At 67.8% G+C, this 21726-nt stretch carries 19 protein-coding genes; 9 read left to right on the top strand and 10 right to left on the bottom strand.

Annotated elements, in window-relative coordinates:
- Positions 1-9: 9 nt before the first annotated feature.
- Entirely contained in the window at positions 10-1215 is a 1206-nt protein-coding gene (locus ACIRHA_RS19905) for an MFS transporter (RefSeq protein WP_403847234.1), read from the bottom strand.
- A gap of 142 nt (positions 1216-1357) precedes the next feature.
- Here ACIRHA_RS19905 and ACIRHA_RS19900 point away from each other — a divergent pair, with 142 nt between their 5' ends.
- Both ACIRHA_RS19900 and ACIRHA_RS19895 read left to right on the top strand, forming a co-directional pair.
- The gene (locus ACIRHA_RS19900) at positions 1358-1816 is read left to right on the top strand and encodes a MarR family winged helix-turn-helix transcriptional regulator (protein ID WP_403847230.1); all 459 of its coding nucleotides are present in this window, start codon (positions 1358-1360) and stop codon (positions 1814-1816) included.
- Positions 1817-1862: 46 nt separating this feature from the next.
- The gene (locus tag ACIRHA_RS19895; protein ID WP_403847227.1) at positions 1863-2309 is read left to right on the top strand and encodes a GNAT family N-acetyltransferase; all 447 of its coding nucleotides are present in this window, start codon (positions 1863-1865) and stop codon (positions 2307-2309) included.
- A 78-nt stretch (positions 2310-2387) separates the two neighbouring features.
- Here ACIRHA_RS19895 and ACIRHA_RS19890 read toward each other — a convergent pair whose 3' ends face one another.
- Both ACIRHA_RS19890 and dnaB read right to left on the bottom strand, forming a co-directional pair.
- Positions 2388-3770, bottom strand: a complete 1383-nt coding sequence (locus tag ACIRHA_RS19890; protein ID WP_403847225.1) for a serine hydrolase domain-containing protein — start codon at positions 3768-3770, stop codon at positions 2388-2390.
- 80 nt (positions 3771-3850) lie between these two features.
- Positions 3851-5335, bottom strand: coding sequence for a replicative DNA helicase (dnaB, locus tag ACIRHA_RS19885; RefSeq protein WP_403847223.1), 1485 nt, complete (start codon positions 5333-5335; stop codon positions 3851-3853).
- A 459-nt stretch (positions 5336-5794) separates the two neighbouring features.
- On the opposite strand from dnaB, the gene ACIRHA_RS19880 reads away from it, so the two are divergent.
- Positions 5795-7132: an MATE family efflux transporter gene (locus ACIRHA_RS19880; RefSeq protein ID WP_403847221.1), complete on the top strand. Its 1338-nt coding sequence runs from the start codon at positions 5795-5797 to the stop codon at positions 7130-7132.
- A 146-nt stretch (positions 7133-7278) separates the two neighbouring features.
- Here the strand turns inward: ACIRHA_RS19880 and rplI are convergent, their stop codons facing one another.
- The 4 genes from rplI to rpsF all read right to left on the bottom strand — a co-directional run bounded on the left by rplI (position 7279) and on the right by rpsF (position 9021).
- Positions 7279-7725, bottom strand: a complete 447-nt coding sequence (gene rplI / locus ACIRHA_RS19875) for a 50S ribosomal protein L9 (protein WP_266712020.1) — start codon at positions 7723-7725, stop codon at positions 7279-7281.
- 18 nt (positions 7726-7743) lie between these two features.
- The gene (gene rpsR / locus ACIRHA_RS19870) at positions 7744-7980 is read right to left on the bottom strand and encodes a 30S ribosomal protein S18 (protein WP_003949403.1); all 237 of its coding nucleotides are present in this window, start codon (positions 7978-7980) and stop codon (positions 7744-7746) included.
- 63 nt (positions 7981-8043) lie between these two features.
- Positions 8044-8655, bottom strand: a complete 612-nt coding sequence (locus ACIRHA_RS19865) for a single-stranded DNA-binding protein (RefSeq protein ID WP_266712018.1) — start codon at positions 8653-8655, stop codon at positions 8044-8046.
- A gap of 75 nt (positions 8656-8730) precedes the next feature.
- A complete protein-coding gene (rpsF, locus tag ACIRHA_RS19860) occupies positions 8731-9021 on the bottom strand; it encodes a 30S ribosomal protein S6 (RefSeq protein WP_326018524.1) in 291 nt (96 codons plus the stop codon).
- Positions 9022-9307: 286 nt separating this feature from the next.
- Between rpsF and ACIRHA_RS19855 the strand changes: the two genes are divergently transcribed.
- The 3 genes from ACIRHA_RS19855 to ACIRHA_RS19845 all read left to right on the top strand — a co-directional run bounded on the left by ACIRHA_RS19855 (position 9308) and on the right by ACIRHA_RS19845 (position 11999).
- Positions 9308-9628 carry a hypothetical protein gene (locus ACIRHA_RS19855; RefSeq protein ID WP_403847219.1) on the top strand — a complete coding sequence of 107 codons (321 nt, stop codon included), beginning with the start codon at positions 9308-9310 and terminating at the stop codon, positions 9626-9628.
- Between the two features lie 159 nt (positions 9629-9787).
- On the top strand, positions 9788-10909 hold the full coding sequence (gene femX, locus ACIRHA_RS19850) for a peptidoglycan bridge formation glycyltransferase FemX (RefSeq protein WP_403847216.1): 1122 nt from the start codon (positions 9788-9790) through the stop codon (positions 10907-10909).
- Positions 10910-10967: 58 nt separating this feature from the next.
- A complete protein-coding gene (locus tag ACIRHA_RS19845) occupies positions 10968-11999 on the top strand; it encodes an alanine racemase (protein WP_403847214.1) in 1032 nt (343 codons plus the stop codon).
- Positions 12000-12115: 116 nt separating this feature from the next.
- Here the strand turns inward: ACIRHA_RS19845 and ACIRHA_RS19840 are convergent, their stop codons facing one another.
- Positions 12116-13639, bottom strand: coding sequence for a glycosyltransferase family 87 protein (locus ACIRHA_RS19840; RefSeq protein ID WP_403847212.1), 1524 nt, complete (start codon positions 13637-13639; stop codon positions 12116-12118).
- A gap of 129 nt (positions 13640-13768) precedes the next feature.
- Positions 13769-16495, bottom strand: a complete 2727-nt coding sequence (locus ACIRHA_RS19835) for a transglycosylase domain-containing protein (protein ID WP_403847209.1) — start codon at positions 16493-16495, stop codon at positions 13769-13771.
- A gap of 373 nt (positions 16496-16868) precedes the next feature.
- On the opposite strand from ACIRHA_RS19835, the gene ACIRHA_RS19830 reads away from it, so the two are divergent.
- The 3 genes from ACIRHA_RS19830 to ACIRHA_RS19820 all read left to right on the top strand — a co-directional run bounded on the left by ACIRHA_RS19830 (position 16869) and on the right by ACIRHA_RS19820 (position 20060).
- Positions 16869-17549, top strand: coding sequence for a helix-turn-helix transcriptional regulator (locus ACIRHA_RS19830; protein ID WP_403847207.1), 681 nt, complete (start codon positions 16869-16871; stop codon positions 17547-17549).
- Between the two features lie 44 nt (positions 17550-17593).
- Positions 17594-18676 (top strand): inositol-3-phosphate synthase, encoded by a 1083-nt coding sequence (locus tag ACIRHA_RS19825; RefSeq protein ID WP_403847205.1) that lies wholly within the window; start codon positions 17594-17596, stop codon positions 18674-18676.
- Positions 18677-18800: 124 nt separating this feature from the next.
- Complete coding sequence (locus tag ACIRHA_RS19820; protein WP_403847202.1) at positions 18801-20060, top strand: MFS transporter; 1260 nt, start codon at positions 18801-18803, stop codon at positions 20058-20060.
- A 70-nt stretch (positions 20061-20130) separates the two neighbouring features.
- Here the strand turns inward: ACIRHA_RS19820 and ACIRHA_RS19815 are convergent, their stop codons facing one another.
- A complete protein-coding gene (locus ACIRHA_RS19815; protein WP_403847200.1) occupies positions 20131-21579 on the bottom strand; it encodes a CCA tRNA nucleotidyltransferase in 1449 nt (482 codons plus the stop codon).
- Between the last annotated feature and the right edge of the window lie 147 nt (positions 21580-21726).

Raw genomic sequence — 21726 nt, 5'->3', positions numbered from 1 at the left:
GGGTGCGGATCAGTGGTGGGCAGGCTCGGTACGCGGCTGCTCGGCGGCCGCGACGATCAGGCCCGGAGCGGACGAGCGGCGCTCGAGGGCCGCGGACAGCACGGCCAGGACGAGGGCTGCCGCGGCCAGCACGGCACCGACCCAGTTCGGGGAGGTGTAGCCGAGGCCGGCGGCGATCACCATGCCGCCGAGCCAGGCGGAGAGGGCGTTGCCGAGGTTGAAGGCACCGATGTTGACGGCCGAGGCGAGCGTCGGGGCGCCGGACGCCTGGTCGAGGACGCGCTTTTGCAGCGGCGGCACCGTCGCAAAGCCGAACGCGCCGATCAACATGATGGAGATCGCGGACAGCACCTGGTTGTGCGCGGTGACCGTGAACAGAGCCAGCACGAGGGCGAGCGCGCCCAGGGACACGTACAGCATGGGCATCAGGGCCCGGTCGGCGAACTTTCCGCCGATGAGGTTGCCGGCGACCATGCCGAGGCCGAAGAGGACCATGAGCCAGGTGACGGAGCCGTCCGCGAAGCCCGCGACGTGCGTCATCATCGGCGCGATGTAGGTGATGGCCGCGAAGACGCCGCCGAAGCCGAGCACGGTCATCGCCATGGCGAGCACGACCTGCACGTTCTTGAACGCGGCCAGCTCGTGACGCAGGCGCACGCCTTGCGGCTTGGGCAGGTCGGGCACGAGCTTGGCGATGCCGACGAGGCCGATGACGCCGAGTGCGGCGACGACCGTGAACGTCACGCGCCAGCCGACCGACTGGCCGATGAACGTGCCGAGCGGGACACCGACGACGTTGGCGACGGTCAGGCCCGTGAACATCATGGCGATCGCTCCGGCCTTCTTCTCCGGGGCCACCAGTTCGGCCGCGACGACCGAACCGATGCCGAAGAACGCGCCGTGGGCGAGCGAGGCGACCACACGGCCGATCAGCATGACGGCGAAGACCGGCGCGACGGCGGAGAGCAGGTTGCCGACGATGAAGAAGCCGAGCAACAGCATCAGCATCCGCTTACGCGGGATGCGCGTTCCCAGGGCGGTCATCAGCGGGGCGCCGAACATCACACCGAGCGCGTAGCCGGTCACCAGAAAGCCGGCCGTGGGGATGGAGACGCCGAAGTCACCCGCGACCTCTGGGAGCAATCCCATGATCACGAATTCCGTGGTTCCGATCCCGAAGGCCCCGATCGCGAGGGCGAGAAGCGCGAGAGGCATGGAGGGACCCCTTCCAGACTGTTGCGGGTGCGCTTTACGAGACCTGACAATAATTGCAGACGCTGGTTAATTGCAAACGCGGGCAACCCCGCTCATCGACTACCCTGGGCTGAGCCACTCCGGGACGGAGGAACCACGAACCATGACCGCCACAGACCCCGCACTGACCGCCCTCTCTCAGGGCTGGTGCGCGCTTTCGCTGTTGCACGGGAAGATCGAGTCCCACATCGAGCGCGCACTGCAGGCCCACCACGGGCTGAGCGTGCGCGAGTATTCGCTGCTTGACGTCCTCGGCCGTCAGCACGACGGGGAGGGCGGCCACCTCCAGATGAAGCAGGTGGCCGACGCCGTCGTCCTGAGCCAGAGCGCGACCACGCGCCTGGTCACGCGGCTCGAGGAACGCGGCCTGCTCTCCCGCTACCTGTGCCCGACCGACCGTCGGGGCATCTACACGAACGTCTCCGAAGCCGGGTTCAAGCTCCTCGAAGAGGCCCGCCCCACGAACTCCACGGCGCTGCGGGAGGCCCTCGACGCCGCGACCGAGAATCCGGACCTCGCCCCTCTGGTCAAGGCGGTCGAGGGGCTGCACGCCGCCGCCTGACCGGGCCGAGCACAGCCGGTGGGAGACCCCGCATAGGCTGCGCCCCATGGGAGATCTTGAGATCAGGTCGGCCGCGGCCGAGGATATTCCGGAGATTGTCGCCATGCTGGCCGACGACCCGCTGGGCGCCCAGCGGGAGTCACCGGAGGACCTCACGCCGTATCTCACCGCGCATGCCCGCCTGACGGCCGACCCGAATCAGCACCTCGTCGTCGCCGTGCGCGGGGGCCGCGTCGTCGGCACGCTGCAACTCAGCATCATCCCCGGGCTCTCCCGGAAGGGCTCCACCCGCTCGATCATCGAGGCCGTCCGCATCCACGCGGACGAGCGTGGCAGCGGCCTCGGCACACAGCTCATCGAGTGGGCCGTCGACGAGTCCCGGCGCCAGGACTGCCAGTTGGTACAGCTGACCTCCGATGTCACGCGTACCGATGCCCACCGCTTCTACGAGCGGCTCGGCTTCGTGGGCTCGCACCTGGGCTTCAAGCTGTAATTGTGACCGGGGAGTCGCTCGGCCGGCGTTTCACGGTCGGCTGTTTCACGTGAAACAGCCGACCGCCAGAGCTGCGCATCAGCGCGGAATGCCCCGCCACCCCACCGGGTCCACTCCACCGGGAACAGGCCCGTCCGCCGGGTACGGCTCCCGTGTGAAGACGAAGGAACCGAGGTCAAGGTGGCTCACCGCCCCGTCGTCCCGCCGGACGGCGCGGAGCAGCTCTCCCGCGTAGTAGCCGTCGAGCCCGGTCCAGGTGCCGTCGCCGTTCGACCGGAACCTGGAGCGTCGTCCGCTCCCGGTCGCCGGGCCCAGCTCCACTCCGCCATCGGCCGCCAGGCGCAGCACCACGGCCTGCGTCCCCCAGTACCAGGGCCCCACCGGCTCCAGTTCGGACGCATTCACTTCGGAGAGCGGCCGCCACGGCTCGGGCAACCGCGGCTCGGCCTCGGCGACGATCGCCAACAGCTCGGCGGCCAGCGTCCCTACGGGCACCCCCGTCGTGCAGTTGGCGAGAGCGACCGCCACGAGGCCCTCCTCCTCGCACAGCCACAGCCCTGCCACGAACCCCGGCAGCGAGCCCGTGTGTCCGGCCAGGGTGAAGCCGCCGCCCCGCACCACCTGCATGCCGAGCCCGTACGAGGCCTCCCAGTCGCCCGGCACCGTCGGCGCGGCGGGGGTCCACAGCTCCCGGACGGAATCCGTACTCAGCACCCGGTCGTCTCCACCCATGAGGAAGGAGGCAAAGACGGCCAAGTCCCGTGTGGTGGACCACAGTTGACCTGCGGGGGCCATCAGGCCCAGGTCCTCGCTCGGCTCCGGAAGCAACACATCTGCGTACGGGTGCACGGCCCAGCCCCCGGCGTGCGGCTGCTGCGGCTGGACGCTGGTGCGGGTCAGACCCAGCGGTTCGAGAATCTCGTCGCGCAGGGCCTTCTCCCAGGACACCCCGCGTACCGCCTCGATCAGGGCACCCAGGAGCGTATAGCCGGGGTTGGAGTAGTGGTGGCGACGGCCGACGGGGTGCCGGAAGGGCTGCTCGCCGAGGACGTCCGAGAGGGTCGGGCGCAGGCTCGCGGGGCTCCGCTCCCACCATTCCCCCGGCGTCTCGGCCGCCAATCCGCCGGTGTGGGCGAGCAGTTCGGCGATGGTGACCGTGCCGGCACCGGTGTCGGGCAGATGCTTCTCCAGCGGGTCCGCGAGGTCGAGCAGCCCTTCGTCCCGCAGTCGCAGCACCAGCACAGCCGTGAACGTCTTGGTGATCGAACCGATCCGGTACTGCACGTTCTCGTCCGGCCCGTGCCCGTCCACCGAGGTACGCGACCCGGTCCACACCAGCTCACCGTCCCGCGCGACCGCGGCCACGAGTGAGGGCGCCCGTCCTTCGCTCTGGGCCACGGCGATGCGGTGCAGGAGGGCGCGACGCGTGGTGGGCAACAACTCTTCCGGGGATGTCGTCATGGGCCCAGTCCATCCCGGCCGACGACCGGCGTCGAGCGGTTTTCACCGGAGGCTGATCTGCGCCGCCGGTCATCTCCCGATCAGGTCTGCGCCATGTCCACGAAGCGCGAGTAGTGGCCCTGGAAGGCGACGGTGATCGTGGCCGTCGGACCGTTACGGTGCTTGCCGACGATGATGTCCGCCTCGCCCGCGCGCGGCGACTCCTTCTCGTACGCGTCCTCACGGTGCAGAAGGATGACCATGTCGGCATCCTGCTCGATGGAGCCGGACTCGCGCAGGTCGGAGACCTGCGGCTTCTTGTCCGTGCGCTGCTCGGGGCCACGGTTCAGCTGGGAGAGCGCGATCACCGGCAGCTCCAGCTCCTTGGCCAGCAGCTTCAGGTTTCGGGACATGTCCGAGACCTCCTGCTGACGGCTCTCGGAGCGCTTCGAGCCACCGGCCTGCATCAGCTGCAGATAGTCGATGATCACGAGCTTGATGTCGTTGCGCTGCTTGAGCCGGCGGCACTTCGCGCGGATCTCCATCATCGACAGGTTCGGGGAGTCGTCGATGTACAGCGGCGCGGCCGAGACCTCGGGCATCCGGCGTGCGAGCCTCGTCCAGTCCTCGTCCGTCATCGTGCCGGAGCGCATGTGGTGCAGGGCCACTCGCGCCTCGGCCGACAGCAGGCGCATCGCGATCTCGTTGCGCCCCATTTCGAGAGAGAAGATGACGCTCGGCAGGTTGTTCTTGATCGACGCGGCGCGTGCGAAGTCCAGCGCCAGCGTGGACTTACCCATGGCGGGGCGGGCCGCGATGACGATCATCTGGCCGGGGTGCAGACCGTTGGTGAGCGAGTCGAAGTCGGTGAAGCCGGTCGGCACACCAGTCATCTCGCCGCTGCGCGAGCCGATCGCCTCGATCTCGTCGAGCGCGCCCTCCATGATGTCGCCGAGCGGGAGGTAGTCCTCGCTGGTCCGCTGCTCGGTGACCGCGTAGACCTCGGCCTGCGCCCTGTTGACGATCTCGTCGACGTCGTCGTCGCCCGCGTATCCCATCTGCGTGATCCGCGTGCCCGCCTCGACGAGACGGCGCAGCACGGCGCGCTCATGGACGATCTCCGCGTAGTACTCGGCGTTCGCCGCCGTCGGAACCGTCTGCACAAGGGTGTGCAGATACGATGCGCCACCGACCTTGTTGATCTCGCCGCGCTTGGTCAGCTCCGCCGCGATGGTGATCGGGTCGGCGGGCTCGCCCTTGGCATAGACGTCGAGGATCGCCTGAAAGATCGTTTCGTGGGCCGGCTTGTAGAAGTCGGCCCCCTTGATGACCTCCACGACGTCGGCGATCGCGTCCTTCGACAGGAGCATGCCACCGAGCACCGACTGCTCGGCGTCCAGATCCTGCGGCGGAACGCGCTCGAAGGTCGCAGGGCCCTCGTCCCAGCCGCCACCACCCTCGCTGCCCCGCTCGTGCTGATCGCCCTGGCCGCCTCGGCCGCCACCCCGGAACGGCCGGGAAGCGGGCAGGCGATCGCTGGGGCCGTCATCGGCCCAGGGGTCGTCCAATGGCTCGGAGATGCTCACCGGGCCGCCTCCTCCTGTCCGCCGAGCGGACCTCGCCGTACCCCTCATTCCTACGGCACGACACTGACAAATAAGAGGCCCAACTCCGCTTCTGACGCGTCGGATTTGTGAGGTTTCCGAGGACGCGGGACACAGTGGGCGCCGCCCCACGTTAGGCCTGTCGGCACCGTCAGCCAATCTGGTTATCCACAGGCCGTGTGGATGACGGGCCCCTCGCTGTGGAGAACCAGGGAAAACCTGTGCACGACACGGTGGACAGGCCTGTGAACAAGCCCTCAGGCTATTCCATACACATGCTCTGACCTGCTGTTTTCCCATCCACTGGCTGTGCAGAAGAAAAACTTTCCCAGTCGGCCCAAGATCTCCGTCGACCCCGCCGCGCGACACGCGGAAGACCATCACCAGTAAGGGTCATTAGCGGATTGCATCTCTTACCTGTGGAAGATTAGATTGGTGCCCATGACACAGGCTCCCGCGACGCCCAAGGCCGCCCGACGCCGGCACGACCGGGAGATCGTCGCTCTCGCCGTTCCCGCCTTCGGCGCACTCGTCGCTGAGCCTCTTTTCCTCATGGCCGACAGCGCCATCGTCGGCCATCTCGGCACCTCACAGCTCGCGGGACTTGCCGTCGCCTCGGCCCTGCTTCAGACCGCCGTCAGCATCTTCGTCTTCCTCGCCTACGCGACCACGGCGGCGGTTGCGCGACGCGTCGGCTCCGGCGATCTGAAGTCCGCCATCCAGCAGGGCATGGACGGCATCTGGCTCGCCCTGTTCCTCGGGGCCGTGGTCGTCGCGGTCGCCCTGCCCACGGCCCCGGCACTGGTCGAACTCTTCGGCGCCTCCGACACCGCGACGCCCTACGCGATCACCTACCTGCGCATTTCCTCACTCGGCATTCCCCCGATGCTCATCGTCCTCGCCGCCACCGGTGTGCTGCGCGGGCTGCAGAACACCAGGACTCCTCTGTACGTGGCGGTCGCCGGCTTCATCGCCAACGCGGGACTGAACGTCGCGCTCGTCTACGGTGCAGGCCTGGGCATCGCGGGTTCGGCCTGGGGCACCGTCATCGCCCAGGTCGGCATGGCCGCCGTCTACCTCGTCGTCGTGATTCGCGGCGCCCGCCGCCACGGAGCCTCGCTGCGTCCGGACGCGGCCGGCATCAGGGCCTGCGCCCAGGCGGGCGCTCCACTTCTCGTCCGTACGATCTCGCTCCGGGCGATCCTGATGATCGCGACGGCCGTGGCTGCCCGGCTCGGCGATGCCGATGTGGCCGCGCACCAGATCATTCTGTCCCTGTGGAGCCTGACGGCCTTCGCCCTCGATGCCATCGCCATCGCCGGTCAAGCAATCATCGGCCGCTATCTCGGAGCGGATGATGCTCCCGGCGCGCGGGCAGTCTGCCGCCGGATGGTGGAGTGGGGGATCGCCGCAGGAGTCGCCCTGGGCGTACTGATCCTCCTTGCCAGGCCACTGTTCGTCCCGATGTTCACGAGCGATCAGCTCGTACAGGACGCCGCCCTGCCCGCGCTCATCGTCGTCGCGCTGTCCCAACCCATCTGCGGAATCGTCTACGTCCTCGACGGCGTCCTCATGGGCGCGGGTGACGGGCCCTATCTGGCCTGGGCCATGCTGGTCACGTTCGCCGTCTTCACGCCGGTGGCGCTCCTGGTCCCCGTGTTCGGCGGCGGCCTCACGGCGGTGTGGGGAGCGATGGCGCTGATGATGACAGTGCGCATGATCACGCTCTGGATCCGCTACCGCTCGGGCCGCTGGGCCGTGACGGGCGCGACGCGCTGACTCCAAGCGGGCCGTTTCACGTGAAACCGTGTAAGCGAAAGCGTGTCGGCGAATCCGTTTCACGTGAAACGCCGATGGCAAGCATGTGGGGCCGCACCCCGAAGGGTGCGGCCCCACATTCGCTTCAGCGCTGCTCAATGCAGAGCTCAGGCAGAGACAACCTCGATGTTGACCTTGGCGGCAACCTCGGGGTGCAGGCGCACGGAGGCCTCGTGGCCACCGAGCGACTTGATCGGCGAGCCCAGCTCGACACGACGCTTGTCGACCTTCGGGCCACCGGCAGCCTCGATCGCCGAAGCGACGTCAGCCGGGGTGACGGAACCGAAGAGACGGCCGGCGTCGCCGGAGCGGACGGCCAGACGGACCGAGGTGCCCTCGAGCTTGGCCTTGATCTCGTTGGCCTGCTCGATGGTGGCGATCTCGTGGATCTTGCGGGCGCGGCGGATCTGCGCCACGTCCTGCTCGCCACCCTTGGTCCAGCGGATCGCAAACTTCCGCGGGATCAGGTAGTTACGGGCGTACCCGTCCTTGACGTCGACGACCTCGCCGGCGGTACCGAGGCCAGAGACCTCGTGGGTCAGGATGATCTTCATGTTTCGGTCACCCTTTCCTTATCGCGCGGTGGACGTGTAGGGCAGCAGCGCCATCTCACGGCTGTTCTTGACGGCCGTGGCGACGTCACGCTGGTGCTGCGTGCAGTTGCCGGTCACGCGGCGGGCACGGATCTTGCCGCGGTCGGAAATGAACTTCCGCAGCATGTTCGTGTCCTTGTAGTCCACGTACGTGACCTTGTCCTTGCAGAATGCGCAGACCTTCTTCTTAGGCTTGCGCACAGGCGGCTTCGCCATGGTGTTTCTCCTGTGTGATCAAGAAGTGTGGGGTGCGAACCCAGCCCTGTCAGGGAGTGATCCCTAGAAGGGGGGCTCGTCCGAGTAGCCGCCGCCGGAGCCGCCGGAGCTTCCGCCCCAGCCGCCACCGCCGCCGCCCTGCTGGCCGCCGCCGGCCGGCGCACCGGTCGCCCAGGGGTCGTTGGCCGGGGCTCCGCCCTGGCCACCTCCCTGACCGCCCTGCTGACCGCCAGGGCCGCCGCCCCAGCCGCCACCGCCGCCGCCCTGCTGGCCGCCGCCGAATCCGCCGCCGCCACCCTGGCCGCCACGACCGGGGGTCTTGGTGACCTTGGCGGTGGCGTAGCGCAGCGAGGGGCCGATCTCGTCGACCTCGAGCTCCACGACCGTCCGCTTCTCGCCCTGCTGGGTCTCGTACGAACGCTGCCGCAGGCGTCCCTGAGCGACGACGCGCATGCCGCGCGTCAGCGACTCGGCGACGTTCTCCGCGGCCTGACGCCAGATCGACGCGCGGAGGAACAGCGCATCGCCGTCCTTCCACTCATTGGTCTGGCGGTCGAACGTCCGGGGCGTCGACGCGATCGTGAAGTTCGCGACGGCCGCACCGGACGGGGTGAAGCGCAGCTCGGGGTCGTCGGTCAGGTTTCCGACGACGGTGATAACGGTCTCGCCTGCCATGGGGGAACCTCTCGGCGGGTTTGCTGCTGGCTGCTTGCTGCTACTCGGATCCCGAGTACCGCTGAACTAGGAAGTTCAGTGGGTCTCGGGACGGAGGACCTTGGTCCGGAGGACCGACTCGTTCAGGTTCATCTGGCGGTCGAGCTCCTTGACGACCGCAGGCTCGGCCTGCAGGTCGATGACCGAGTAGATGCCCTCGGGCTTCTTCTTGATCTCGTACGAGAGCCGACGACGGCCCCAGGTGTCGACCTTCTCCACCTTGCCGTCGCCCTCACGGACAACAGACATGAAGTTCTCGATCAGGGGGGCGACAGCGCGCTCCTCCAGATCGGGGTCGAGGATGACCATCACCTCGTAGTGACGCATGTGGAACCCACCTCCTTTGGACTCAGCGGCCACGGTCGTTCCGTGGCAGGAGGGTTGTTATGCGTGAGCAACGGTATCGGCCACCACTGACAATCGGGTCCGACAGGCGGATCCGAGCTGATCAGTGGGGTGAGCCCCTGGTCGGGGGCGTGAACAGACACCGGTGCAGACCGTACAGACTACCCGCACCTCTGCTTCCGGTTGAAATCCGGCAGTCGATGACCGCAATCTGTACACATCGGGTGTGTACGGCGCTACAGTGCGCCGCTTCCGCAGGAGGTGCCCCATGGCACAAGTAATGCGTCCGAACAGCACCGCTTCCTCATCCCTTTTCGCCACGGACGGCAAGCCCCACCCGCTGCCGGACACCCTGCTCGGGGTGACCGTGGTACTCGGAGCGATCGCGATCATCACGTCGATCTGGCCCGGGCTTCATCTCCTCAGCTCCTGGGCGGGGATCGTCGGCATCCTGGCCGGGGCCTACGGCCAGTTCGTCTCCGAGACGACCCGTGAACGCTTCGGGCTGATCCTGGGCCTGGGGGCGTCGGCCGTCGGCTTCTTCATCGGCATGGCCCACGGCGGCCTCTTCGGCGGGGTCCTCGGCTGAGGAGGACCCCAGCGGCCCCCTCGGAAGCTGCCGCAGGGCCGCCTTCACCACCGACCTCCCATACGGCCGGTCGGGGCGCTCACAGGGCGCAGTAGGCTTCGGCGCGAGAGCCGGAGCCCCTGTACCCATGGGGACACACCAGCCCGAGGAGCGCCCCGAATGAGCCTGACCCTGAGGACCATCAGCCGAGAGCAGCATCTGGCGTACATCCAGAGCCTGCCGTCGGCCAGCCACATGCAGGTCCCCGCATGGGCAGACGTGAAGGCGGAGTGGCGCTCCGAGCACCTGGGCTGGTTCGACGAGCGCACCGGCGAGATGGTCGGTGCGGGCCTGGTGCTGTACCGCCAGCTCCCCAAGATCAAGCGTTACCTCGCGTACCTGCCCGAGGGCCCGGTCATCAACTGGTACGCCCCGAACCTCGAAGAGTGGCTGCGCCCGATGCTCGCGCATCTGAAGCAGCAGGGCGCCTTCTCCGTGAAGATGGGCCCGCCCGTCATCATTCGCCGCTGGGACGCGCCCTCCATCAAGAAGGGCATCCAGGACGCCGATGTGAAGCGCCTGCGCGACATCGAGGCGGACCACATCGAGCCGCGCGCCTTCGAGGTCGCCGACAAGCTCCGCCGCATGGGCTGGCAGCAGGGCGAGGACGGCGGCGCCGGGTTCGGCGACGTACAGCCGCGCTATGTCTTCCAGGTGCCGCTCGCGAACCGCTCCCTCGAAGAGGTCCACAAGCAGTTCAACCAGCTGTGGCGGCGCAACATCAAGAAGGCCGAGAAGGCCGGCGTCGAGGTCGTCCAGGGCGGCTACCAGGACCTCGCCGAGTGGCAGCGCCTGTACGAGATCACGGCCACCCGCGACCACTTCCGGCCGCGCCCGCTGTCGTATTTCCAGCGCATGTGGACGGCCCTCAACACCGAGGACCCCAACCGGATGCGGCTCTACTTCGCGCGGCACAACGGCGTGAACCTCGCAGCGGCCACGATGCTCGTCGTGGGCGGGCACGTCTGGTACTCCTACGGCGCCTCCGACAACATCGGCCGCGAGGTGCGCCCGTCCAATGCCATGCAGTGGCGGATGCTGCGCGACTCCTACGCGCTCGGCGCCACCGTCTACGACCTGCGCGGCATCTCCGACTCGCTGGACGAGACCGATCACCTCTTCGGCCTGATCCAGTTCAAGGTCGGTACGGGCGGACAGGCCGCCGAATACCTGGGCGAGTGGGACTTCCCGCTCAACAAGCTGCTGCACAAGGCGCTCGACATCTACATGTCGCGGCGCTGAGCGCCCGGCACAATTCACGTAGCTACGTACTCCCCACGGAAAGGTTCCGGGACCGGCCATGGCGCTCACGCTCTACGTCGACACCGCGCGCTGGCGGGCACACCACAAGCAGGTGCTCGAGCAGTTCCCGGGTCTCGTCCCCGTCTGCAAGGGCAACGGTTACGGCTTCGGCCACGAACGGCTGGCGGAGGAGGCGACGCGTTTCGGTACCGACGTCCTTGCCGTCGGCACCACGTACGAGGCCGCCCGGATCAAGGACTGGTTCAGCGCCGACCTGCTGGTCCTGACGCCGTTCCGGCGCGGCGAGGAGCCTGTTCCGCTGCCCGACCGCGTCATCCGCTCCGTCTCCTCCGTCGACGGCGTGCACGGCCTCGTCGGCGCCCGCGTCGTCATCGAGGTCATGTCCTCGATGAAGCGGCACGGCGTCACCGAGCAGGACCTGCCGCAGCTCGCGCACGCCATACAGGACGTGCGCCTCGAGGGCTTCGCGATCCACCTGCCGCTCGACCGCACCGACGGCACGGACGCCGTCGAGGAGGTCATCGGCTGGATGGACCGGCTGCGCGCGGCCCGCCTTCCGCTGCACACCATGTTCGTCAGCCACTTGAAGGCCGACGAACTTGCGCGTCTGCAGCAGCAGTTCCCTCAGACGCAATTCCGCGCGCGCATCGGTACGCGGCTGTGGCTGGGCGACCACGAGGCGACCGAGTACCGCGGCGCCGTCCTGGACGTCACGCGCGTGACGAAGGGCGACCGGTTCGGGTACCGCCAGCAGAAGGCCCCCTCCGACGGCTGGCTGGTGGTCGTGGCGGGCGGTACGTCGCACGGTGTGGGCCTGGAGGCCCCGAAGGCCGTGCACGGCGTCATGCCGCGCGCCAAGGGCGTCGCGCGGGCCGGTCTGGCGACGGTGAACCGGAACCTGGCGCCGTTCGTCTGGGCGGGCAAGCAGCGCTGGTTCGCCGAACCGCCGCATATGCAGGTGTCGATCCTGTTCGTGCCGTCCGACGCCCCCGAGCCGCAGGTCGGCGAGGAACTGGTGGCCCATCTTCGGCACACCACCACGCAGTTCGACCGGCTCGTGGACCGCTGATCACTGGGCACGCCTCTCTGTAGGGCGTGCCGGGTCTGCGTAGGACATACGAAAGCGGGTCGGGCGCCCATGAGGTGCCCGACCCGCTTTTCGTTGCCTCTCACGAGGGCGTTCGCTCAGAGCGAACCCCCCGGTGCCCGGCCCCAGTCGACCGCCGCCGGCTCTTCCGCGGTACGGGCGGCGTGCCGGTGGCGCCGCGGACGAGCCGCCTGCCCCAGCACGAAGACGTCCTTGGCGCCGTCCAGCACACCGCCCGTGGGGTCGTCCTCACCGGAGCGGCGCACCACGTCCCGCTCGGGCAGCCAGATGTCCCGCACAATGACCGCGCAGAGGTAGAGCGTGCCCAACAGATGTGCCGCGACGACCAGTTGGTAGCCGTCCTCGGGCAGCCCCTGATGCTTGTCCCCGCTCGTCGTGTACGCGAGGTACAGCCAGATCCCCAGGAAGTACGCCACCTCGCACGCCTGCCAGACCAGGAAGTCCCGCCACTTGGGGCGCGCGAGCGCGGCGAGCGGGATCAGCCACAGGACGTACTGCGGCGAGTAGACCTTGTTGGTGAGGATGAAGGCCGCGACCACCAGGAACGCGAGCTGTGAGAAGCGCGGCCGCCGGGGTGCGGTGAGCGTCAGCGCCGCGACGCCCAGGCAGGCGAGCACCATCAGCGTCGTGGCCAGGGTGTTGACGACGTTGGTGTCGAGTGGTGTGTCCCGGTGCTGGGAGATGATCAGCCAGAAGGAGCCGAAGTCGACTCCGCGCTCCTGGCTGAACGTGTAGAACTTCGACCAGCCCTCGGGTGCCAGCATCATCACCGGCAGGTTCACGGCCAGCCACGCGACGGCGGCGCCAAGGGTCGCCCTGCCGAACTCCCGCCACCGGCCGGCCCGCCAGCACAGCACGAAGAGCGGCCCGAGCAGCAGCACCGGGTACAGCTTGGCGGCCGTCGCAAGGCCGAGCAGCACACCGAAGGCGAACGCCCTGCCCCGCGACCACATCAGCATCGCGGCCGCCGTGAGCGCCACCGCGAAGAGGTCCCAGTTGATGGTGGCTGTCAGTGCGAAGGCGGGCGCCAGGGCGACCAGCAGGGCGTCCCAGGGGCGCCTGCGATGGGTGCGGGTGACGCACACGGCGATCACCGCAGCGCAGATCATCAGTATCCCGGCGTTGACCATCCAGTACACCTGCTCCTGGTGCTGGATGGAGCCGCTGCCCGGCGTCAGCCACGCGGCGACCTCCATGAACACACCGGTGAGCACCGGGTATTCGAGGTAGTCCATGTCGCCGGAGAGCTTGTCGAAGTACGGCACGAGGCCATCGGCGAATCCGCGCCCCTGGTACAGGTGCGGGATGTCCGAGTAACAGGCGTGCGTGTACTGGGAGCTGGTGCCGTAGAACCAGGCGCCGTCGTAGCAGGGGAACTTCTGGACCATGCCGAGCGCGAACATGCCGAGCATGACGAGTGCGATCACCCGTGCGGGCGTCCACCACGAGATCCCGAGCAGCGCCCGTCGCCCCATGGGTCCGCCGATGAACCCACTGCCGACGGCCGCGACCTCGTCCTCTCTGGTCGGCCGTACCTGCTCCGGTTCCGGATCCCGTTCCGGCTGCTGCGGATTCGCGCTCGTCGTCTCTGCACTGGGCATGCGGCACATCCTGCCGTACGAGGCTGAGAACGGGGCGAGGGCCGCCACACCCGATGGGTGTGACGGCCCTCGCTTGCCGTGGAGCACGCAGCGTTTCACGTGAAACACGGTGCGTTGGTGCCGGGTCGGCTATTGGTCGGGGCCTCCGAAGATGCCGCCGCCGTTTCCATTGCCCGGGCCTCCGGTGTCGTCGGTACTCCCGTCGCTCGGCGACGACGATGCACCGCCGTCGGTCGCGCCTCCGGTGTCCGTGCCTCCAGTGCCCCCGTTGTTGTTCTTACAGGCCCAGTCCCAGTCGCTGCACGTCTCCGAAGGCGACGGGGACGGCGACGTGCTCTCGCTGGTCGACGGGGACGGCGAGGCAGTCTCCGACGGGGTCGCCGTGGCCGACGGGGTCGGTGTGGGACTCGGGGTCGCGCCCACGAGCTCTCCGATGGGCTCCGGCGCCGGGAACGGCTCGTTCGGCTGGCCCTTCAGAGCCTGCACCATGTAGTCGTGCCAGATCTCGGACGGGAACGACGCACCGTGGATCTTCTCCTGACCACCGGTTCCGTACATCTCGAGGAACTTGCGGTTCTGGGACTTCTCGTTGTCGTCCATCCGGTACATCGTGATCGCGGTGGACAGCTGCTTGGTGTAGCCCACGAACCAGGCCGACTTGTTGCCGTCGGTGGTACCGGTCTTGCCGGCCACGTCGCGGCCCGGAATCCGCGCCGCCGTACCCGTGCCCTTGTCGACGACGGTCTTGAGGACGTCGGTCACGTTGTCGGCGACCTTCATGTCGAAAGCGCGCTTCGGCTTGGCCTCGTGCCGGTAGACGTTCTCACCCTCACGGTCGACGGACGTCACCGAGTACGGGTCGTTCTGCTGCCCACTGGTCGCGAAGGTGCCATAGGCGCCCGCCATGCGGATCGCGCTCGGGTCGGACGTACCGAGGGAGAACGAGGGGTAGTTGGAATCGGCGAAGCTGTCGTCCAGGATGCCGGCCCGCTTCGCGGCGCCGCGCACCTTGTCCAGACCCACATCCATGCCCAGCTGCACGTAGGCCGAGTTCACGGACTCGCGCATGGCCTCGCGCAGATCGATCTGGTAGCTCGGCTTGTTGTACGACTGCTTACCGTCGTTGGTCTGGTTCCACTGCTTGCCCTTCTCGTTCGTCCAGATGTCCCCCTTCCAGTCCTTGATCTTGAGCCCGTTCTTGCCGCTGTACAGGCTCTTGGGGGAGACGATCGTGCGCTGGCTCGCGTCCTGGACCTCGGGCCCCTGCGGGTCCCTGACTCCGTCCTTGAAGGCAGCCGCGAGAACGAAGGGCTTGAAGGTCGAGCCGACCTGGGCGCCGGTGACATCGGCGTTGTTGGTGAAGTGCTTGGTGGCGTCCTCACCGCCGTAGATGGCCTCGATCGCACCTGACTTGGGGCTGACGGAGGCACCACCGAACTGGACGTGCCGGTCCACGTACTTCCCGTTGACCTTGCGGTTCTTCTGAAGGTTCTCCTTGCGAACCTTCTTCACGGCGTTCTCGAGCTTCTTCACCTTGTTCTTGTTGAACGTGGTGTGGATCTCGTAGCCGCCCTTCTGCAGGTCGTCCTCGGTGATCCTGCCGTTGCTGTTCTTGACGGCGTTCGACTTGGCGAGGTCGACGAGATAGCCGGTCTGGCCGCCGAGCTGCGCGTTGGCGCGCGGGCTCGCCAACTTGGGGAAGCTCTTGAACTGGGCTCGCCGGCTCTGGCTCAGCCGCCCGTCCTTGACCTCTTCGCCGAGGATCCACGACCACCGTTTCGTGGCGCGCTCACGGTTCTTCTCCGGCGTCGCGTTGACCGGGTCGATGCCGGGTGAGCCCGCCGGGTCGTAGTACGTCGAGCCCTTGAGCACAGACGCGAGGAACGCGGTCTGGCTCGCGTTGAGCTTCGTCGCGTCCTCACCGAAGTAGGTGCGGGCCGCGGCCTGGATGCCGTAGGCACCACGCCCGTAGTACGCCGAGTTCAGATAGCCGGCCATGACGTCGTCCTTGTCGACGGTCCGACCGACCTTTATGGAGACGAACAGCTCCTTGAACTTACGGGTCACTGTCTGGGACTGGTCGTCCAGCATCGCGTTCTTCACGTACTGCTGGGTGATGGTCGAGCCGCCCTGCGTCTCGCCGCCCTTGGCCATGTTGAACACGGCACGGGCGATACCCATCGGGTCGACGCCCTTGTCCGTCTCGAACGTCTTGTTCTCCGCCGACATGACGGCGTAGCGCATGGACTTCGGGATGTCCTCGTACTTGATGATCTGCCGGTTGGTCTCGCCACCGGTGGCGACCATCTGCGATCCGTCGGACCAGTAGTAGACGTTGTTCTGCGCCGTCGCCGTCTTGGCCGGGTCGGGCACACCCACCAGCGCGTACGCGATGCCGGCCGCGACCATCATGCTGCCGAACAGGCCGACGCACATGCCGGTCACCAGGCGCCAGGAGGGCACCCAGCGGCGCCAGCCGTGCTTGTAGGCGCGCGGGTAATCGACGAACCTCTTCTTCTCCGGGCCGCCGTGCCCGGCGCCGTACGGGCCGCCAGGACCGCCACCACCGGGGCCGCCGCCACCGCGGCGGCCACCGCCTCCGGCGCCATCGGCTGACCTGCGCCGACCGCCGCGCTGGGCCGCCCTTCGTGCTTCGGCGCGTCCGCCCCAGGGGCGTTCCTCCTCCGGGCTCCCGTACGGGCCCGTGGAACTCGGGGGGTCATGGGAAGCGGCGGGCGAGGCGGAACCTCCACGCGGTGCCGCGCGGCGGCCCGATGGTGCTCCGGATGCTCCGCGACGGGCCGCGGCGCGCCCACCGCCCTGCGGCTGCGGCGGTTTGCGACGATGCTCGCTCATCGAACGACTACTCCTCGGGCAGGCGCGAGGTCGCGCGCCTGGAAACGGCGTCGGGTTTCCGGTCCCCCCGGAGTACGGATGCGCCCCTCTCGGCACTCACCCGCACTACACCAGGGACGACGACGCTCACATGCGTCACTCGGTTCCCGGTGGTCTGCATGGCGGACAGACTACGCACCGTCAAAACCCTCCTAGGGCCGAACTTCACCCCAAATCAGGCAACTCGATTCCTACGAATCGGTGATGTGACGCCGTTCACCGTGATCGCACTTGCCGCAGCCGAAGAGCAGTTCTATCGTCGGGATGTATCGAGTCGATACATCAGCTCGGCATAAAGAGTCGAGACAGGGCCCGCGGCAGAGAGGAGGCGACGATGAGCCGACGCTCCGGCATCCTCGAGTTCGCCGTACTCGGTCTGCTCCGCGAGTCCCCGATGCACGGCTACGAGCTGCGCAAGCGACTCAACACTTCACTCGGAATCTTCCGAGCCTTCAGCTACGGGACGCTGTACCCCTGCCTCAAGACGCTGGTCGCCAACGGCTGGTTGATCGAGGAGTCGGGTTCAGGACCCGACGACACCCCCGCGGCTCCACTCGCAGGGCGTCGCGCCAAGATCGTCTATCGGTTGACGGCAGAAGGTAAGGAGCACTTCGAGGACCTGCTCTCACAGACCGGCCCCGATGCATACGAGGACGAGCACTTCGCCGCGCGCTTCGCCTTTTTCGGGCAGACGTCGCGGGACGTGCGCATGCGCGTCCTCGAGGGCCGTCGCAGCCGTCTGGAGGAGCGCCTCGAGAAGATGCGCATCTCCTTCGCCCGCACCCGCGAGCGCTTGGACGACTACACGCTCGAGCTGCAGCGGCACGGCATGGAGTCCGTGGAGCGCGAAGTGCGCTGGCTGAACGAGCTCATCGAGAGCGAGCGCGCGGGCCGTGACCAACGAGGCTCCGGCCCGGGGGAAGCGGCTCAGCAGGACACATCTGGAGAGACGGGCGGCCTGCCCCGGCATCGGGACAGCACCCGGCCGGATCCGTCCGACGACACCGCCACGTGAAGCCCGGTCAGGGCTTCACCGAGTACACACAGGGAGCAACCGGAATGGGTTCGGTTCGCGTAGCCATCGTCGGCGTGGGCAACTGCGCCGCCTCGCTGGTGCAGGGCGTCGAGTTCTACAAGGACGCCGACCCGGAGACCAAGGTCCCGGGCCTGATGCACGTACAGTTCGGCGACTACCACGTCGGTGACGTCGAGTTCGTCGCCGCGTTCGACGTCGACGCGAAGAAGGTCGGCCTGGACCTCTCGGACGCCATCGGCGCCTCCGAGAACAACACCATCAAGATCGCCGACGTGCCGAACAAGGGCATCGAGGTCCAGCGTGGCCACACGCTCGACGGCCTGGGCCGCTACTACCGCGAGACGATCGAGGAGTCCCCCGAGGCCCCGGTCGACATCGTCCAGATCCTCAAGGACAAGCAGGTCGACGTTCTCGTCTGCTACCTGCCCGTCGGCTCCGACGACGCGGCGAAGTTCTACGCCCAGTGCGCCATCGACGCCAAGGTCGCGTTCGTCAACGCCCTCCCGGTTTTCATCGCCGGCACCAAGGAGTGGGCGGACAAGTTCACCGAGGCCGGTGTCCCGATCGTCGGTGACGACATCAAGTCGCAGGTCGGCGCGACCATCACGCACCGCGTGATGGCGAAGCTCTTCGAAGACCGCGGTGTCCGCCTCGAGCGCACGATGCAGCTCAACGTCGGTGGCAACATGGACTTCAAGAACATGCTGGAGCGCGACCGCCTCGAGTCGAAGAAGATCTCGAAGACGCAGGCCGTCACCTCTCAGATCCGCGACCGCGAGCTGGGCGAGAACAACGTCCACATCGGCCCGTCCGACTACGTCGCGTGGCTCGACGACCGCAAGTGGGCGTACGTCCGTCTCGAGGGCCGTGCCTTCGGTGAGGTCCCGCTGAACCTGGAGTACAAGCTCGAGGTCTGGGACTCCCCGAACTCCGCGGGCGTCATCATCGACGCCCTGCGCGCCGCGAAGATCGCCAAGGACCGCGGCATCGGCGGCCCGATCCTCTCCGCGTCTTCGTACTTCATGAAGTCCCCGCCGGTGCAGTACTTCGACGACGAGGCCTACGACAACGTCGAGAAGTTCATCAAGGGTGAGGTCGAGCGCTGACCTTGTCCTGAAGGACGGCCTGGGTGTTCCACGTGAAACACCCACCGCCTGAAGGCTGTTGAGGCCTCCGGATCGCACATATCGTGCGCGCCGGGGGCCCGCCTCATATGTGAGGCTGTGCCCCATGTCTGTCGTCCGTGACCTGCGCGTACTTCTGCGCCTGCGCGATTTTCGGCGTCTGTTGACGTTGCGGCTGCTCTCCCAGGGCGCAGACGGCGTGTATCAGGTGGCACTCGCCACCTACGTGGTGTTCTCGCCGGAGAAGCAGACCTCGCCCGCCGCGATCGCGTCGGCCATGGCCGTACTGCTGCTCCCGTACTCCCTTGTAGGACCGTTCGCGGGCGTCCTCCTTGACCGTTGGCGGCGCCGTCAGGTTTTCCTCTACGGCAACCTGCTGCGGGTACTGCTCGCCTCCGTGACGGCCACCTTCATGCTGAGCCACACCCCGGACTGGCTCTTCTACGCGTCCGCCCTGTGCGTCACCGCGGTCAACCGCTTCGTTCTGTCCGGGCTCTCGGCCGCACTGCCCCGTGTCGTGGACGCGGATCGCCTCGTCATGGCCAACTCCCTCTCGCCCACCGCGGGGACGCTCGCGGCAACGCTGGGCGGAGGCCTCGCCTTCGGCGTGCGCCTGATCGCTGACGACTCGGATGCCGCGGTGGTGCTCATCGGGGCACTGCTCTACCTGTGCGCCGCGCTCGCTTCACTGCGCATGGACGCACAACTCCTCGGCCCCGACCCGGAGTTGGTCCAGCCACGCCTGGGAGCCGCGGTGACCGGCACCGCCCGGGATCTCGCCGCCGGTGTCCGGCACCTTGTATCGCGTCCGCCCGCCGCGCGTGCCCTCGCCGCGATGACGGTGATGCGGTTCTGCTACGGCGCCCTGCTCGTCATGGTGCTCATGCTGTGCCGGTACGCGTGGTCGTCCACGGAGTCCGAGGGCCTGGCCCTGCTCGGCCTCGCCATGGGCGTCTCGGGGGCCGGCTTCTTCGTCGCGGCGGTCATCACCCCGGCAGCCGTGGGTCGGTTCGGCGCAGCCGGGTGGATCGTTCTCTGCGCCGGCACCGCATCCGTACTGGAACTCGCCCTGGGCCTCACGTTCAGACCCGCGCCGATTGTGGTGGCTGCGTTCGTCCTGGGCCTGACCACGCAAGGCGCGAAGATCGCCACCGACACGGTCGTGCAGTCCTCCATCGAGGACGGTTTCCGCGGCCGGATCTTCTCCATCTACGACGTGCTGGTCAACGTCTCCTTCGTCGGCGCGGCCGCAGTGGCGGCGCTGATGCTGCCGCCGGACGGCCGCTCGGTCCCCCTCGTGGTCCTGGTGTCGGTCCTCTACGGAGCGACCGCTCTGACGCTGCGCGGGCGGCGGCGTTTCACGTGAAACATCGCCCCTCCAGATACGGGTCGGGCTCTGTTTCACGTGAAACAGAGCCCGACCCGTTCCGCACATCTCAGTCCTGAGAACGGTCGGCCCACCACTCCTTGAGCGCCGACACCGCCGCGTCGTCATCCATCGGCCCGTTCTCGAGGCGCAGCTCCAGCAGGAACTTGTATGCCTGCCCGATCACCGGGCCCGGGCTGACGCCGAGGATCTCCATGATCTGGTTACCGTCGAGATCCGGCCGGATCGAGTCCAGCTCCTCCTGCTCCTGAAGCCGCTCGATGCGCTCCTCCAAGCCGTCGTACGCACGCGAAAGCGCGTTGGCCTTCCGCTTGTTGCGCGTCGTGCAGTCGGAACGGGTCAGCTTGTGCAGCCGGCCGAGGAGCGGCCCCGCATCCCGTACATACCGACGTACAGCGGAATCCGTCCACTCGCCGGTGCCGTAGCCGTGGAAGCGCAGGTGCAGCTCGACGAGGCGCGAGACGTCCTTCACCAGTTCATTGGAGTACTTGAGCGCGGTCATACGCTTCTTGGTCATCTTGGCGCCGACCACCTCGTGGTGGTGGAACGAGACGCGACCGTCCTTCTCGAAGCGACGAGTGCGCGGCTTCCCGATGTCGTGGAGCAGCGCGGCGAGGCGCAGCGTCAGATCGGGGCCTTCGGTCTCCAACGCCATCGCCTGCTCGAGCACGATCAACGTGTGGTCGTAGACGTCCTTGTGCTTGTGGTGCTCATCACGCTCCAGACGCAAAGCGGGCAGCTCGGGCAGTACGGAATCAGCCAGGCCCGTCTCGACGAGCAGCGTCAGGCCCTTGCGCGGGTGCGCGGAGAGGATCAGCTTGTTGAGCTCGTCACGCACTCGCTCCGCTGAGACGATCTCGATGCGGCCCGCCATGGCCTTCATGGCCGCGACGACCTCAGGAGCGACTTCGAAGTCGAGCTGAGCCGCGAAGCGGGCGGCCCGCATCATCCGCAGCGGGTCGTCGGAGAAGGAGTCCTCCGGGGTGCCGGGCGTGTGCAGCACCCACTCGGACAGGTCCCTGATCCCGCCGTGCGGATCGATGAACTCCTTCTCGGGAAGCGCCACAGCCATCGCGTTGACGGTGAAGTCCCGGCGGACCAGGTCCTCTTCAATGGAGTCGCCGTACGACACCTCGGGCTTGCGGGAGGTGCGGTCGTACGCCTCCGAGCGGTAGGTCGTGACCTCGACCAGGTAACCGTCCTTCTGGCAACCGACGGTGCCGAACGCGATCCCGACCTCCCACACCGCGTCGGCCCATGGACGAACGATCTTCAATACGTCCTCGGGGCGGGCATCAGTGGTGAAGTCCAGGTCGTTGCCGAGCCGGCCGAGCAGTGCGTCCCGCACCGAACCACCGACCAGGGCAAGAGAGAACCCGGCCTCCTGGAAACGGCGGGCGAGGTCGTCTGCGACAGGCGAGACCCGCAGCAGCTCGCTGACCGCGCGGTGCTGCACCTGGCTCAGGGTGCTGGGGGTGTCTTCATTGGCGTTCGGCACAACAGGACAGGGTACGTGGCCGGAACGGCACGGGCCGAAACCGTTTGCCGGGCCCGCGACAGGAGCACACCGGCGGCCCCCTACTCTTGCCCCCACGATCATGCCGGGCAGACCGTGGCACTCAGCCACAGCGCTCCTCGTTACCAT

It is taken from the genome of Streptomyces sp. NPDC102360, from assembly GCF_044766085.1.
GTDB lineage: Bacteria > Actinomycetota > Actinomycetes > Streptomycetales > Streptomycetaceae > Streptomyces.
Note: the sequence above shows the minus strand (reverse complement) of the source record. Positions and strands in the feature narration are given on the sequence as shown.